General features: G+C 34.4%; 10 protein-coding genes and 1 pseudogene. 1 reads left to right on the plus strand and 10 read right to left on the minus strand.

The window, feature by feature from the left end:
* Nucleotides 1-204: 204 nt before the first annotated feature.
* Nucleotides 205-460: pseudogene (locus JOC78_RS09710) on the plus strand (IS66 family transposase); the annotation flags it as partial.
* A gap of 170 nt (nucleotides 461-630) precedes the next feature.
* Here the strand turns inward: JOC78_RS09710 and JOC78_RS09715 are convergent.
* The 10 genes from JOC78_RS09715 to JOC78_RS09760 are packed head-to-tail and all read right to left on the minus strand — an operon-like array spanning nucleotide 631 to nucleotide 15,910.
* Nucleotides 631-2,079, minus strand: coding sequence for a serine/threonine-protein kinase (locus tag JOC78_RS09715; RefSeq protein ID WP_204554703.1), 1,449 nt, complete (start codon nucleotides 2,077-2,079; stop codon nucleotides 631-633).
* A 1-nt stretch (nucleotide 2,080) separates the two neighbouring features.
* A complete protein-coding gene (locus JOC78_RS09720) occupies nucleotides 2,081-2,686 on the minus strand; it encodes a hypothetical protein (protein WP_204554707.1) in 606 nt (201 codons plus the stop codon).
* A complete protein-coding gene (locus JOC78_RS09725; protein WP_204554726.1) occupies nucleotides 2,679-4,367 on the minus strand; it encodes a helicase HerA domain-containing protein in 1,689 nt (562 codons plus the stop codon). The genes JOC78_RS09720 and JOC78_RS09725 overlap by 8 nt, the downstream gene beginning before the upstream one ends.
* Entirely contained in the window at nucleotides 4,364-5,524 is a 1,161-nt protein-coding gene (locus JOC78_RS09730) for a hypothetical protein (RefSeq protein ID WP_204554729.1), read from the minus strand. The genes JOC78_RS09725 and JOC78_RS09730 overlap by 4 nt, the downstream gene beginning before the upstream one ends.
* Nucleotides 5,508-6,311, minus strand: coding sequence for a hypothetical protein (locus JOC78_RS09735; protein WP_204554732.1), 804 nt, complete (start codon nucleotides 6,309-6,311; stop codon nucleotides 5,508-5,510). Before JOC78_RS09735 ends, JOC78_RS09730 begins: the two co-directional genes overlap by 17 nt.
* Entirely contained in the window at nucleotides 6,311-10,360 is a 4,050-nt protein-coding gene (locus JOC78_RS09740; RefSeq protein WP_204554735.1) for a hypothetical protein, read from the minus strand. The genes JOC78_RS09735 and JOC78_RS09740 overlap by 1 nt, the downstream gene beginning before the upstream one ends.
* Nucleotides 10,361-10,374: 14 nt before the next feature.
* The gene (locus JOC78_RS09745) at nucleotides 10,375-11,454 is read right to left on the minus strand and encodes a hypothetical protein (RefSeq protein WP_204554738.1); all 1,080 of its coding nucleotides are present in this window, start codon (nucleotides 11,452-11,454) and stop codon (nucleotides 10,375-10,377) included.
* On the minus strand, nucleotides 11,451-12,536 hold the full coding sequence (locus JOC78_RS09750; RefSeq protein WP_204554741.1) for a hypothetical protein: 1,086 nt from the start codon (nucleotides 12,534-12,536) through the stop codon (nucleotides 11,451-11,453). The genes JOC78_RS09745 and JOC78_RS09750 overlap by 4 nt, the downstream gene beginning before the upstream one ends.
* Nucleotides 12,537-12,565: 29 nt before the next feature.
* Nucleotides 12,566-13,993 carry a restriction endonuclease subunit S gene (locus JOC78_RS09755; protein WP_204554753.1) on the minus strand — a complete coding sequence of 476 codons (1,428 nt, stop codon included), beginning with the start codon at nucleotides 13,991-13,993 and terminating at the stop codon, nucleotides 12,566-12,568.
* 39 nt (nucleotides 13,994-14,032) lie between these two features.
* Nucleotides 14,033-15,910, minus strand: coding sequence for an HsdM family class I SAM-dependent methyltransferase (locus JOC78_RS09760; protein WP_204554764.1), 1,878 nt, complete (start codon nucleotides 15,908-15,910; stop codon nucleotides 14,033-14,035).
* Nucleotides 15,911-15,924: the final 14 nt, after the last annotated feature.

Genomic DNA, 15,924 nt, shown 5'->3' on the forward strand with positions numbered 1-15,924 from the left:
TTTTCCTTTCTTCAGGGTTGTTAAGGACATTATATCCGTCAACCCCCGGACAAACAATACCGTCAACAATTGGCCGTTTTTGAGTAGCATTAACAGCAATGGCAAAGGGGGCTTTATGAAGAATTCGCTTCCTTTGTGTTAGAGACTCTAGCTAAAGAATCTGGTAATAACAAATGACAGGCATCAGATTATCCTTCTGGGTTTTTCCTGGATGATGGCCGAATTGAAATCGATAATAATCCAGCTGAAAATGCGATCCGACCAAATGTTATCGGAAAAAAACTGGTTTTTTTCCGTCAGCGAAGCTGGCGCAGAAGCGAATGGGATTTGTCTAAGCCACGCAGAAACAGCCAAAGTAAATAGCATAGATTTTTATCGGTATCTTGTGAAGCTATTGACGGATCTACCCAATCTTGATATCCATCAGCGTCCAAAGATTTTGCGTGATTATTTGTCTTGACCCAAACAGATCCAAGAAACATGCGGAAAAATAAAATAGCCGTATTCCCCAAAAAAACGAGGGGTATATGGCTATTCGATGTGCGTACCAAAAGGTGCGCTTATTTTTTTTATAATTCGGGCTTACTTAATTTACGCAACGCTAATGTGTATAAATATTTCTAGTTAAAGCTACAAGTAAAAATCATATTTCTCTAGCTTTGCTATAACTTCCCGATCATCAGGATTCAATTTAAGAGCATATTTAAAATATCCCCTAGCTTTTTCGTATTCTCTTTTCTGTTCATATGCTAGACCTAATTTTTTTACTACTACCCAAACACCCGGTGTTTCTTGGTTTATAGCCTCTAGTATTTCTATTGCTTTGTCCTCTTGATTACACAGTCCAAAGCATATGGCTAAGCGGTAGCGATAATCTATAGAATCGGGTTGCTGTTGGACTAATTGTTGATAAATTTTCTGGGCTTCCTCGAATTTTTTGATTGCAAATAAGATTCTTGCTTTTAGTTCTCTTAACGAGGTTGTAAAATTTTCTCTTCTTGTTTCCTCAACGGCTCTTACGTTAATATCCTCAATTGTTTTTAAAGCTTCAAAACGACGATCTGTTTTAAAGTATACATATGATAGCTGTAGAAGTAAGTCGGGATATATACGATCATTTGCAATTTCTGTTTGAAGAATCTTTTCTGCAAGTTTGAATTTACCTAACTTACAATTAGTTATCGCTAATTCAAGAGCATCCCTTTTTTCAACAAGAGTAGATTTTGGCACATGCTTTTCTGTTGTTTCTTGCAGCAGGTGTTTTTCTACCGCTCTTTTAAAATCATTCCTTAGTTCAACGACCGTCTGATAACGTTCATCTGGATCACGTGCTAATGCTTTAAGGATTACTTGTTCCATTTTTTCAGGTATAGATTTATTTAATTCTCTTGGACGTGGGAATGGCTTATTATGAATAACATCTAGAAAAGTATCATGAGGTGTTTGCCCTGTTAGAAATTGATAGAGAAAAGCTCCAAGTGAATAGATATCTGAATTTAAATGTCTCTCCTTTGAATTAACTACCTCTGGAGCTATATACGCATATGTACCTGCACCATCAATTGTCTTTACAAAAATATCTTCAATTAAACGACTTGTCCCAAAATCTGTAATTTTAACTTGTTCATCCTTAATTAATATATTATCTGGTTTAATATCTCCATGAGCTATCTTCAAACCGTGCATGAATTCTAAACCATCTAAGATTCTCTCGAATATTTCATACACTGTTTGGAAAGTACGAAGAGTTGATATGCCAGTGTTTATTAACTCTTGGGATAAGGGATGGCCTTCGAAATATTCCATTTCAATAATAAAATATCCGTCAACACGGCTCATATCATATATTTGAATGAGGTTAGGGTGAGAGAGACCCTTTAGCTTTAATCCCTCTGCTAATACCTTATCTCCCTTTTCTTGACTTTTAGGAATCTTCAGAGCTACTGTTTGACTATCATCACGTCGAACCGCTCTCCAAACTTGACCAAAAGTCCCTTCACTTACATACTCCTGTAAAACATACTTGTCCCCTAATTCCATATCCCTTCTTAAATCTAAAATATATCGTTTACGTACCATACTATTTCACCTGAATCCATTGATTGATCGTTAATTTTTCTTTGTTACCTTTAGCAACCGCTTGAAAAACTAAATAATCACTTTTAAATGAATTAATCCCATTAATATAAATACCATTGGGTAGTCGGAAGCCTTCATCAAAAATAGAAATATACTTTTCAATATCTTTTGACACAACTCCACTGTGAGACCAATATACAAATAATATGAATGGAAGGTTACCGCCAAGCTGATGATACGCAATTAATAGGTTTTCAATCTTTTCCCTCAATTTATCATTTTTAGCTTTAGAATTTTCAAATCTTTCAAATTCAGAAACTAATACTGGCTTTAAGTCTTCTTTGTCATACCAAATTGAATCAGGTCGAACTACACGTGTTATGTTATGACCAAAATTTTCATTGATAGGATAAACAGGATACTCAGACACAGCTGTATATCCATCTAACTGTCTCCCTATTTCAGTGATATAGTTTAACCCTATTGAATGAACGGTTTCTGAATAATCTCGCACCCCTGATACAGAAAGCATCGGAAACCAAGTATCACGAATCTTACCGTTTTTAAACTCTTGGATAATCCATTCTTTTATTTCTACCTTATCCATTGAAGACTCCCCATTCTTTAACAACCTCTGGTGATTGGCCACCATGAACGAGAGCTTTCGTACCGACTTTGACCAATAATGGTGCTGGAATTGAACGACCAGTAAGTAATGCTTCTCCTGTAGATAGTGCCGGTAATTCGTCAATATCAGCTTTTGTAAGCATATCTGAAGTTTTTGTAATAAAACGTTGATCGTCTGGGTTTTTCAAACGCATAGTAATTATTGTGTTACACTGTGAAGTTACATCAGCATCTAACTTTGATGGCCGTTGGGAAACAATCGCAAAACCAACACCAAATTTTCTTCCCTCAGCTGCAATTTTCTTTATTATTTTCTTTGAAATGGTTGGAGTACCTGCTGGAGCATAGTTATGTCCTTCTTCATAAACTAAGAAACATGGACGAATTGGTCGTTGTTTATCTGCAGCAGCACGCATAATTTCACTAGATACCAAAGCTGTTACAATTTGTTTCGCATCATCCGAAATCCCTTGTAAATCTACTATAATTAATCGACCATTTTTTTCATTCATTTCACCAATTAAATTATATATATCGGTGGGTTCTCCAATTGCTCTAGTGTAGAAGCTTTTAGCTTCGTTAATAACTCGCTTTAACTTCATAGATGCAACAGCAGCACTCCTACCGTTTAAAGCACGTGATTCGGCATCAGAAAGATCATCCCAACTTTTAAGTTCTTCCAAATCACCAGACAAAAGTTCACGTAAATCTTTAATGTCTCTTGGTGGATGTGGGTACTTAAATTTCCAGTAACGAAGAGCAACATCTAGTACTCGTTGTTGAGGTTCCGTTAGTCCAGGTAAAATTTCTTCAAAATCATCCATTTCAAAGCGGTCAAACTGTAAGGCAAGATGATTGTTTTTACCAGCATATTTATAATCAAATTCCTCCATTTGTGGGGTATACACCCTAATACCACCACCAGCTACTTGCAGCTTCTTTAGTCTTTCTTGAATAAATAGGATATTATCCTTTTCTTTTGGATCCTCAATATGTTCTAAATCACTGTTGAAATGAACTGTTCCTTTTTCAAAAGCCTTACCGTATTCACCATGTGTGTCAAAAACTACTACTGTTCCGTTCATTTGAGCAACTAATCTTTCAATAATACGTCCAACTGTATATGACTTACCTGAGCCAGTCATCGCTAATACTGCTAAATGTTCCGTTACTAATTTATTAACGTCCATATAAACTGGTACTATATTTTCTCCACGTTCATAACCAATTAGATTTCCAATTGCAATGCTTTTGTTCTCATCAAATTGATAGAATTTAGCAAGAAACTCGTAGTCCACTCCCAAAACCTTACTACCGGGATCAAGAGGCCTTCTCGGAATACGAATTTGGCCAGTTCTAGCCTCTTTGTATCCTATAAGATCGATTGCTCCAAAAAGTGTTTCCCCAGTCATTTGTGTTCCGGGGAGTAATTCAATGGAATTTAATCCATCTCCCATTTCGCTATTATAAAGAATATTACTCCTAGATATGGATGTAATGCGCCCTAGAACATACGTCACTTCTTCATCTTCTCGTTCTTGGTGAGCTATCTTAACAAATTCCCCTCGTCTTGCAACAAAACTATCATGAAGAATCATTTTTAAATCGTTCGGATTACCTGTATTTCCAATTAACTTACCAATATACTTATCTTGGCTCATAAGTCATCCTCCCCAAACAAATCAACTTCCTCGGTCCATACACTTTCTACGTTTTCATTTTTAATCATTTCTTGTGCTTGTGACTTATAATACTGAATGATTGTCCCCGTCTTAATAGCCTTTAATCCATGACTTGCATACCAAAGTGGAAGAGGTAACGCTTTTAATTGATCAATTGTATATAATGAAATCAAATCAGAGGTTAGCTCATCGACTGATTCAGTTTTCCAGTCTTCTTTATGCCCAATCGCTTCAACCAAAAGAGGCATTGTTCTCATACCTGCACGAAAATGAAAATTTATTACTCCAAGCTCTCTAACAAATTGTGGTTCTAACCGATTATCTGAAGTTAAAAGGTCAAATTCATAGGCAGCTGTTCTTGTTCTTCTTGTTAATACTCCATTTAATAATTTCTTTACACCGACTTTTTTTATCTTATCAAAAGAGGTACTAAGAGATAAAAGCTCTTGTGTAACTAATGAATCAATCATATATTTTTCTGTATGTTCAGAAGTTAATCCATAGAAAACAGAACCAAAACGTTTTGAGCTAACTGAAACTATTTTCACACCACTAGAGTTAAAAGGATAAATCTCATGTTTATGGCCTTTCCAAAATTGTTCAATTCTCTCTTTACAAGAGATATAGTCAAAGTGAAGCTCTTCATAGGATTCTAACGGTGCATCGCTTCGTTCTAGTATTAAAGGTGAATCTACGATTACAAGCTCAGGTCTATTGACTTCATTTAGTAATTCTTCTAACAAATCATACATCTGATTTATATGAACAAATTTTAACTTTTGGGTTACATCAACGTCATCTGCTTCATCAATATCCACTAAACTATCTTGATAGGTTTGATATACTACTCCGTTTTGAATTGAAAGATCTTGGCGAAGCGCACCTGCACTATAAAGAATTCCACCAAAAGCATGGATGGTTTTACTCGCAGTAGCAATACCCGTGACATTTAGTGATAATGGAACCTTCTTAGTGACCGTTCGAATTACACCACTATTGCGAAGTTTTGGAGCTATTTGATCAATGAAACGCATTTTAGAACCCAGTTTGGCAACTGTACTTGGTAAACCTAATTGTACTTTTGCAACTAAACTACTTGCGATGGATATATCTCTTTTCTTATCTCCATGCTCCATCGTCACGCCTCCATCTCTTTATCTCTCGAACAAACGCTTTATATCCTTTAAGGTTGATATATTTTTCTCCATCTTCTGTTATTGAACCAGAATCCTCTATAAGTTTCTGGTCTATCAACTGTTGAAGCAATTCCAATGCTTTATTATGTGATAGGTTTTCCTTAAAGAAATTGTCCAACTGCCCTGATATTTTTGTTGATTCTAATACGTTTGCAGAAGCTAGTATCATTATGTATTCATGAACAGAGGTAGGTATAAATGTATCTTGAACAGTGATGGATTCATTATTTTGATTTTCTATTAATAATTCCAAAAATAACTTTTTACATATATCTTGCTTGGACAATAAACGATAATCGAGTAATGGAACTGTTGTTAAAGTGACACATCCACTTCCCGAATGTTCAAAATAATCAATAGCAACTATCTCACCGTTAGCAAGTTCCCACTTTGATTTAGTATTAGTTTTAATTGATTCAATAACAGGAAGGCTGTTAAATGATTGGGCTTCTGTTCCTTGTACAGACAGATCAACATTTAATTGAAGCAGAGAAACAACGTCCATTTGATGAAAAGGAGGGGAAACAATAAGTTGGTTTCCCCAGTGTCTCCACCATTCATTTAATGCTTGTAACTCCACTTCCGACAATTTCAATATGATAATAGCGGGAATAACGCAAATACCAGACGTTAATTCATCAATATTTCGTTCGTCGACACTTATCCAGTTCTTTAACATTTTATATTCCGTTCTGTTTGTAAACTTCTTAACGATTTGGATGTTCATTAGGACAACACCACTTTTGTTTTGATTAGGCCGAAATTTTCCAGTTCCTCTTTTTCTCTCGGATAACTTTTCCAGTCTATATCAGCCTTACTCTTAACAACATCTTTAAAGAATTCAAAACGAACAAACTGAGCATTCTTATCATTGAAGAATTGTCTGCCATCTTCATCTAATTGTTCCATTTTCTTTTTTACAGTTTCTAATGTTTTTTCATAGCTGTTCTCTTGGATTGCCGTACCAAATTCCGGCTGATAAGGTAATTTATGTTGGAGGCGATAAATAAAGTTAACCGAATCAACCAATTCTTGATCGTAGTATTCGTCCCGAATTTTTCTCATTGAAGTTTCAATTTGATTAAGCATGGAGATTAAAGATGTAATGCTAGTTTTGTGTTCTTGTAATAACCTCTCACTATATTCAATTAATTGAATAGGATTACCTTTCTGCACAAGATGGTAATCGTCGATTTGCTCATCAAATCCAGCTTCAAGAAACATCTGAATTTCATGATAACTTGTTTCAAGTTGGTCTGACTGAACTTTTTGTTTTATCTCAACAGGTGCTGACTCAAAATAAGATAACCATTTCTGTACCATAGGCTGTTTCTCAACAAAATAATCTACTACTTGTTTAAAATTTTCGTACATTTCGTCATAGCGACCAGAAATTCCACTACGATCTTTCCATTCAACTTGATTTTGTCCCTCTTTTTTCAAACCAATTTCATTAATCATAGTGTTCAATCTATGTATTGCCTCTTTGTAATTAGCCAACCATAAATGATGTGCTAGGCTATCTGATTGAGCAACCATCGTTTCACGTTTTGAAGATTTTATATAATCCTTCGCATATTCAATTTCTGTTTGATAGCGTTCTAATGCATTGGTAAACTGGATAATTGGTAAAACATAATCCTTATAAGTACTCTTAGATTTTATAAATTCAAGTTTTTCCTTTAATTTGATTAGGATATTTCTTTGTAAGGTCGAAATATAATCATGGAACAACTGAACGAGTCGAAGCTTTTTCCAAATAGGCATCTCATTGTCTTGGATATTTAAAGTGCTGATTATTCGTTCATTAAACGGTATTGCGTTCCATTGTTCTTCATCATAAATAAACTTGCATTCTGTATCGAATGTTTGTAATAGTTTTAATTGCTCTTTCCAAGTATCAAGAGGGTTCACGGTATCAACCTGTAATGAGGAAAGATTAATCTCTTTTAATACTTCATCAATTAGGTCTAATTTACCACGGTGTTTATCAGCTTTTAGTATTCCCAGTCTGTTTTTATCAATGGTTTGTTTAAATTCGTCAACTAACTTGTCGTACTCTTCATCTCGCCACTTCTGGACTTTATCACGTTGAAATTCTAATGTAGCTTTTATTACATTTTGAGCGTGAGTACCACCTTGAACTTCAATGACTTTTAGATCTTGTAAAAAGTAAATCCATTGTTCAACAATTTTCACTGGCTTGATTGTATCGACAGAACTAAAAAAGAATGTATTTTTAATATCTTTAAGGACACGTCGAGTATTTCCAATATAGGTTAACAATGCAGCAAATGTTACAGGCACTTGAACCTCATAATCATCATTATTGGTCTTTACAAATAATTTAGCACCCTCAAATCCATCCTTTTCTAGCTTTGATCGAACTTCTGTTGCTTTTAAGACTTGGAAAAATCTATTATACTTTTCACTCTCTGGAAATTTAACTCCTTGTGTAATACCAAGTTCTGTTGAGGTTGCACTATGAATTAACATCCTAGTGTACCCTTCTGCTAATAGTGGTAGGTTATCTTCTTCAGCCTTTGTAAAGATTAATGGTCTTAATACATAGCCTTGCTGATCAATATATTCAAACCAAGCTCTTGAAACTTTAGCAATTTCATCTCGTAATGCTCTAATCTTTGCCTTAAAAGGAGTCGCTAATTGATGAGCAACTGGTCGAATATCCATTACTTCACGGTCGACAGATAAAACTTCTAGTACATTCTTCTGTAAATTCGTTACTTGGAAAAATATCACACATCTACCCGCAAGTGGGTAGTCACGTTTGAATTTGTTAATATCAATTTCTGTATCAGCAGTAGACGATAAAATAAATATTGGATGCACGCCAATATCAAGAAGATTACTTTCTGCAAGGTCACTTAACTTTTCCAACCTACTTGCCCAAACGACATCAACAACTTTTTTAGGATGAACTCCTAAGTATATATCTCTTTCAACATGACTCCGAAATCCACACACTTGTCCTTTAATTTTTAGTGTTTCAGTCGATGGATATTCTTGTTCTAATGAACGAATAAATCCTAAAACCGTTCTCTCGATATCTTTTCCATAATCCTTTGCACGTTCTTTTAGCAACTGCTGTAATTCGTGATCCTTTTCATCTAATAACAAGTAATTTGCAATACCCGTTTGTACAGCATAACGACGATTCAAACGCTCAAGAAAAGCAAAATTCGGACCAATAAACGTTTCTTTTAAAACTTGATCTTCTTTTTGTCCAAAATAACTAAATAAAATCTCTGCAGCATCGACAACCTCATCTTTTGGATAAAGTGTTCTTACTTGTGCAAGAAAAGTTTCTCTTTCTTTTCCGATGATTAAATAATTATCTGGTGCATTTATAGAGAATGTTTTTAAACTACGAATTAAAACATCTAGGCTAAACTTTTCACCTGTTGACTCATTAACAAAGAAATGGTCAACATCTGGGCGATATTTATTGCTAGCTAGATAAAACCCAAGGTCATTTTTTGCAAGTGAAATAGCAATAAATTCTTTAAATAAAGGAATCCCCTGAAGATTTTTTGCTGATAATAATACTTGTTGCTCTTGTTCGGTATACTCTTTTTTAAGGACAGGTAATTGACGCAACAATGCCTTTTTTAGCAATGGTTGATGTACAGGACTCGAATCAATATAATCAAGTTGTGATATATCAATTAAGCTGTCTTTAAAACGAGGTACAGACTGTGAAAGATCAAGTAATATTTGCCCTGCCTCTGCGTCAGGGTAGTTATCTAAATGTTGATCACAATGAGCCATAATGACGTTAAGCCAGCCAAAGTTTCCCGCAGCAATAGTGTATGACGCTTCAACTAGACCTTCAGGATATTGACGAACCTTCCCATCTTTTTGCAAGGATTCAATGTAATCAGAGATATCTGCGTAGGAATTTTGTGTCATCTCTAGCTTATCTCCACGACGATCTAATGCTTCTAGTGACTTAATTTGATCACCAATTGCCGGAGAACATAGTAGCAAGAATGAAACATTAGGATGCCGAGAACGACTATCTTCATGCTTAATGGCAGATGTTATAACTTTTATCGCTTCACCATCTAGTTTCTTTTTTCGTTCTTCATTGTTTTCATGTATTTCATCTTTAAACAATTCATATTCTGATTCCACTTCATCAACGATAATGTGTAGGTGGTCAATTGAAAATTGATTTAAATACTTCATTCCTTTTTGTACAAGCTTATCTAGGAGTGGAATATCTTCTCCTAATAATTGTTCTGGAGAATGTTTTCCTTTTTCAATAATCTCGCCTAATTTTTGGGGTGAAAAACCAAGTGGAATTAGGTTACTTTGCAAATGGTTAATAATACTCCCCTGAATTGTTGTTTCTACATTCTGATTGGCTAGTTTCGAGAGAGCAATATATGCTCCATACCCCACCCAATTATCTCCATATAGATAATCTTCATTCATTTGTTCATAGCGAATATAAATTGGTAATATACGATCTTCAAAATCTTCTTTTAAAAGCCTGACTTCTTCTAAATCTCCATCACTATTTCGAATCGTCCAACCTTTATCAATACCAAGCACTTCACTTATGAGTTCATAAGCAATCCTTGATTTCCCAATACCCCATTTCGCAATCAGTGTAAAAATACGAGACATCGGTGCATCTTTGATATCACTTAAAAAATTCTGATATGCTTGAAAAAACTCATGCTGTCCAACCATTGGCTGTAATACAGGAAAGGTAGAAACCCCATCTTTTAACCAAACTGATTTTTTCATGAATTGAACACTCCTTATCGGTGAATATCAAGCTTTATTAACTGATACTCGCGTTTTCCTAGATAACCTCTACCATGACGTGGTTGGCCTGATTCATGTGCAGCTACAGTAAATAAACCCTTATTTATACCATCTGTAATATAATAATCAACAAATCGAGAAAGACTCTTATCCCAAGAAGGATAATGTTTGATTAAAACTTGTTCTAAAACTGGTTCAAGCGGGAAAAAGCCGCGATCATCAGAGAGAAAGTGGATGGTTTCTTTTAAAGTAAATACTTCATCTACTGAATCTGTAGGAGTAATAGTAAAAATCGAACCTAAGTCATCTATGTCATTAGAGACTTTTTCTTTATTTAGAATTACTTTTCCTCCTTCATCTCTAATGAACCAATCTAGATATTCAAACAACTGCATTGGAGCGCGCATAAATGCTGTTAGATTTGTTATAGCAGGTTCATTTCCTCCAGAACCAATAAAAGACCAGCCTTCTTCCAACTCAACTTCTTTCCCCAGAAGAAGTTTCATCCACTCACTACCTAATGCCTCTACTTTAAATTGTTCTAATAAACGATTCATATCATTTTTTTCAGGATTAGATGCAAAAGGGTGATATAATGCACCATCCACACCCAGTTGCCACCTTCCAATAAAATCCAACGATGCACCGTTAGTATTAAAATATCCACCATTTAAAAGCATATGAATAACTACCCTTACTCTTGGTGAGAAACGTAGTAACTGCCTTGCTAACAACACTTCCCATCCTTCATCATTTTTATAAGAGCTTATAATTTTTTTTGCGTCCTCAGTTAGATGTAAATGGCCATCAATTCGTTCAAGGAAGAATACACCTTTAATTTCAAATTGAGCAGTTCGTTTAAAATATTCATATCCTAATAATCCAAACAATTCTTTTGAACGATCAAGCTTTTTATCTTTTTCAATTACATCTTTATTTAAGTAAAATGAGGCAATTTCTTTCATTGATTTTGCTTCTGTTTTCTGTGGTATGCGCGATAATTGCTCACACCATAATTCAAAGTTGCCCGGTTCAATCCAAAAGCGTTCAATTGAAAGGCGAATATGTTTCATCGTTTTTCCCTCAATTCATCGACCCATTGCTCTAACCTTGCACGTAACTGTTTACTCTCAGCAATAAGAGGGATATATAAGCGGGTATTATAAATGACATCTTCTATTGTTGTTGGTAAACGATACTCATCGTCTACAACAGTAAGTAATCTACGTTCAACAAGATTTTGAAAAATAGTGTGTAAGTTACGCAATTCATTCGGAAACAGTTGATACTGATTTACTTTGCAAAATTCATTAGCAAACTCATCAAAGTTCCCATATCGAAATTGCTGATGATTACTTGCTGTTAATAACACATCAACATCATCCCCGACCACCTGAAAGCGAATAGCCTGTACTCCTTGTGCTTCAAAATTCTCCCGTACAATACAACAAAGAAATACAAATAACTTCCAAGGGTATATAAAGATATGCTGAAATTGCGGATGGTCAATCTTACGTTCCGGGATAAAAGGCACTAGCGTATAAAATGGTCTTTCTTTCAAAGGAGAAAGGAACAGATTAGTTGAAATCTTTCTCCCTTTTTGCCACTGATCATCTATCTTCTTGCCGAGGTCAATATCTTCTATCACGTTTTCCTGCTTATATGCTTGAACATGCTTTAAATAAAACATTACACGTTGATAATGCGGTGGACCATCAAAGATAAGCCGATTGAAATCTTGAAACTGTTCTTCTTTTGGTTTTAATCGAACTTCCAAACATGCATTTGAAAAACCACTATTTCCTTTAATTTCTGCCATTACAGAAACCGTATAGGCAGAAAGATTTGATAAATTACTTACAAATGTTTCAATTCCCTTTAAATCCTTTGTCTCACTCATCTTTAAAGCTGTTAAAAGTGCAACTTCTACTAGATATTTTTGATAATTAGTCTTAAAACAGAAGAGTGAGAATAGATAATCTTTTTCAGATTGAAAAAGTTGACCATAAGTAATCCAGTTGTTAGTAATTACATATCTGTTTTGTATCATTTCAAGTAAACCTTGTTGTTTTAGAAACGAAAATATATCATTCAGCTCACATTCTCCATAATCGTATAGTTGTTTCAGCCATTGATAACTCTTCTTTACATCCAAAAAGCACCCCTCCCTTCAACAACCAAAAATCACTCTGTCTCAATTATTTTTGATTCATCAAAATTGCCTTCTATGAGGAATTGGACATCTTGTTTTGCTTCTTGTATTAATTCATTAGCTTTTAATAGATTATCTTTCCAATTCCTTATTAATAGATCAATTTGATTCATACTAGAAAAATCTAACTTAGGAATTTTCAATTCTTTAATACTAGAATAATTAATGACAGGTTGAACCGCACCTTTTACAATACGTTCAATTTGCAACTTTCCTGTTGGAGAATTTAAATAAGCAGCTATGTATCTAATTGGAATATCTAATTTCTTAAATTTAACAGAAATGACATTATCGCTTACTGCCAATCCTTCCTGATAATTTTCAACAATACTACATACCCCAACAGTACCTACTCTTGTAATTAACAAATCATCTTCCCGAGTAAATAATAACTGGTCACTTATTTTAACTTTTCTAACATTATTATCAAGTTCTAGGTTGTCAGATATAACATTATTTACTGCAATTAAAACAGTTCCATTTTTATCATCTTCATCATTTGAAGGTGTTTTACCTGTTTTCAATTCTAAAACTAAATTTGAGAGAGATATAAAATCATATTTCTTCTCAAATTCTTCTAACATTAAATACTTTGTCGAAAAATATCCTGCATCAATTCTGTCAATAATTTGATTACTTTCAATCCAAGAGTATTTTTGACCCCTATTAGTTTCATTTTGCATTTCTAGTTCCAAATTTTTCAAGAATATATGCGCTATTTCTTCCTTCAATTGCTTAGCTTCTTCACGAAGCTGTTCTGCATTACGTATTTTATTACCTATGTACGTCTGAATACCGAACTTAGGAAGTAAAATTAAAAGGTCCTTTATATTTTTATTTGTTAATGATGGTTGGACTCCACCATACGCAAATCTAGTCATCTGATCTAAGCAATATTCGGTACTCATATATGCAAGAATATAATCCACATCTAATTCATCAGTATTAAATGAAACACGTGTTAAATTTTGTCCCATAGCTACTTTATTTACATTACTAGGTACTTTACACAGTCTCCCAATTGTTCCAACCCTAGTAATAATAATGTCATTTTTTTCAGCTTGAATTGCAGGTTGTTCAAAATATATATTCGGATCAACATCAATAACTGTATCTAAATCAACTTGATTATCTTTAATATTCTGTATCCTTATTAAAGGGATACCCTCCCTTCGCTCTCTATAAGCTGATGAAGGAATTCCTTGCCAGCCGATTGGTGCATTCATATTAGTCATGAGATTTTTTAGCTTTATTGTCGGGATACCAGATTCTAATAATTTCGTCTGTTTTTCAATAAACTTAACATCATAAAATTTACTATCAAGCCTATCCTCATCAAGAAGTGCATTATTTGCCCAAACAATAGAAGGCTTTTTAGACACTGTACTACTTTGTTTCATATAAAAACCCCTTTCATTTTAAGAATACAGAGTGGGCCTTTAAAAGCCTTTTTTGTAAGCATCCACAATCTTTAATAAATCATTACGATCATTTCCTAATTGCACTTCTACTTTATTTTTAACATCGAATCCAATTTCATCTGCTACCGCCATAAACACTTGTCCTTGCTTCTCATTTTCGTGTTCTTTTTTCTTGATATATAAGAAAGATGTTTTTGCTCCTGTACCAGATAACTGAAATGTTACTGTTGGAAGTGATACAACTGCCTTTACAACTGCCCTACCACCTTCAAATTCGCCTGTTACTTCATTTTTCCTACCCATCAAATATTCACGAACATGCTTATAGCTTGAATTACTTAAAATACCATCTGGAAGAACAATGATTAACAGACCACCGGGCTTTAGTAATTGTAAGTTACGATCAATGAACAATACTGCTTGGTCTGTTGAATTAACTTGCTTCCATACTCCCTTAGCATTTGGTTTTGAGCCTAAACAAAGACCATCTTTATTAGTTCGTCCTGTTTCATCTATACCTGTACTATATCGTTCCAAAATTGCTTTTCCTTCATCTGTTTTACTCGCAACTGATCCTGACCCAAACGGTGGGTTTGTTACGATTAAATCAAAACTTTCAGGCTTTAATGATTCAGTCATTAATGAATCTGTCACCCAGAATATCGGTGCTTTTGGTAATCCATGCATCGCCATATTTAAGCGTGCTTTTAATACCATGTTTCGTGTCTTATCTGCTCCAACAAAGCTATGTTCTTTCATAAGTTCAAAATGCTTTTCCATTTTATCCTTCATCGTTCCAGTAAACTGTGAAAGCATATACTTTTTGACACCTTCATATCCCTTAATTAAAAAGCCACCTGAGCCACAAGTTATATCGCCCATTCTAAATGTAGGAATACCTTTTTCATCAGCTGTGATTAATTTTGAAGCTTCTTTTGGGTTTGATGTTAAATCATGCATAACCATTTCAATCATTGCTTCAGTTACTTGTCTTGGTGTTAAGTATGTAGCTTGACCAATTTTATTGTCATATTTACCACGCATTAGTACATCGAATAAACGACCTAATATATCTGCACTCACATTCTTTAAAGTCGCTTTTATTCGGTTTCCATTTTCATCTTCAAAATCATCTAATTCTTGAAATGTTTTAAAAGCTGCAATAAAGTTAGCTGGATTTTCCAAACGAATGTATTCATCTTCACTAAAGATAAAACATTCTTCACCAAGATCATTTACCGCAACATAATCCTCATGATTTTTTATTTCCTTAAAAGCATCTCGGATTTGTCTAACAGCTTCTTTTCCGTTCTCTTTTATGTGTTGGTGTTTTAAAATATCAAAAATTCTTAGACCCGCATTTTTTCCTTCTCTTAAAACAAAGTCTGGATGATATAATCGGAAGGTCTCCATAAAAAGCAGTTTACTTAACTCATCGATGGCTTCGTTTGTACTGCTGATATTATCAGCACCACCCGGTCCATATAGGCGCTCATGCAAATCATCAAAACGTTTTTGCAGGGTGGAGTACATTTTCCTAGACCATTCCTCTTGTTTTGAAAGTTGACGTTTTTCTTTTCTAGTAACATCAATAACAGCTGGAATCTCAGCAAGTGGATCCGATTCAATACAGTCTGCATAATAATTAACTTCACCGTTAGTTGCCCAAATGAAATCTGGAGCATCTTCATGGTACTGGGCCTCTATTAAAGCAGCATCTTGTACTTCAAAGGACAAATCCGCTCCTTTGTCAAATACCTTTACATAAACAATCTTTTCATCCCCAGAAGCTAAAAAAATCGTTGTGCCATCTTCTTCATGTGTATCTGGTTCAGAAAATGTACTATATCCCTTTATCGTCAGTTGTTCTTTTAATTCTTCAATTAATCTTTGCATTATTGGTTCCTCCA

It is taken from the genome of Bacillus ectoiniformans, from assembly GCF_016908875.1.
Classification (GTDB): domain Bacteria; phylum Bacillota; class Bacilli; order Bacillales; family Domibacillaceae; genus Bacillus_BX; species Bacillus_BX ectoiniformans.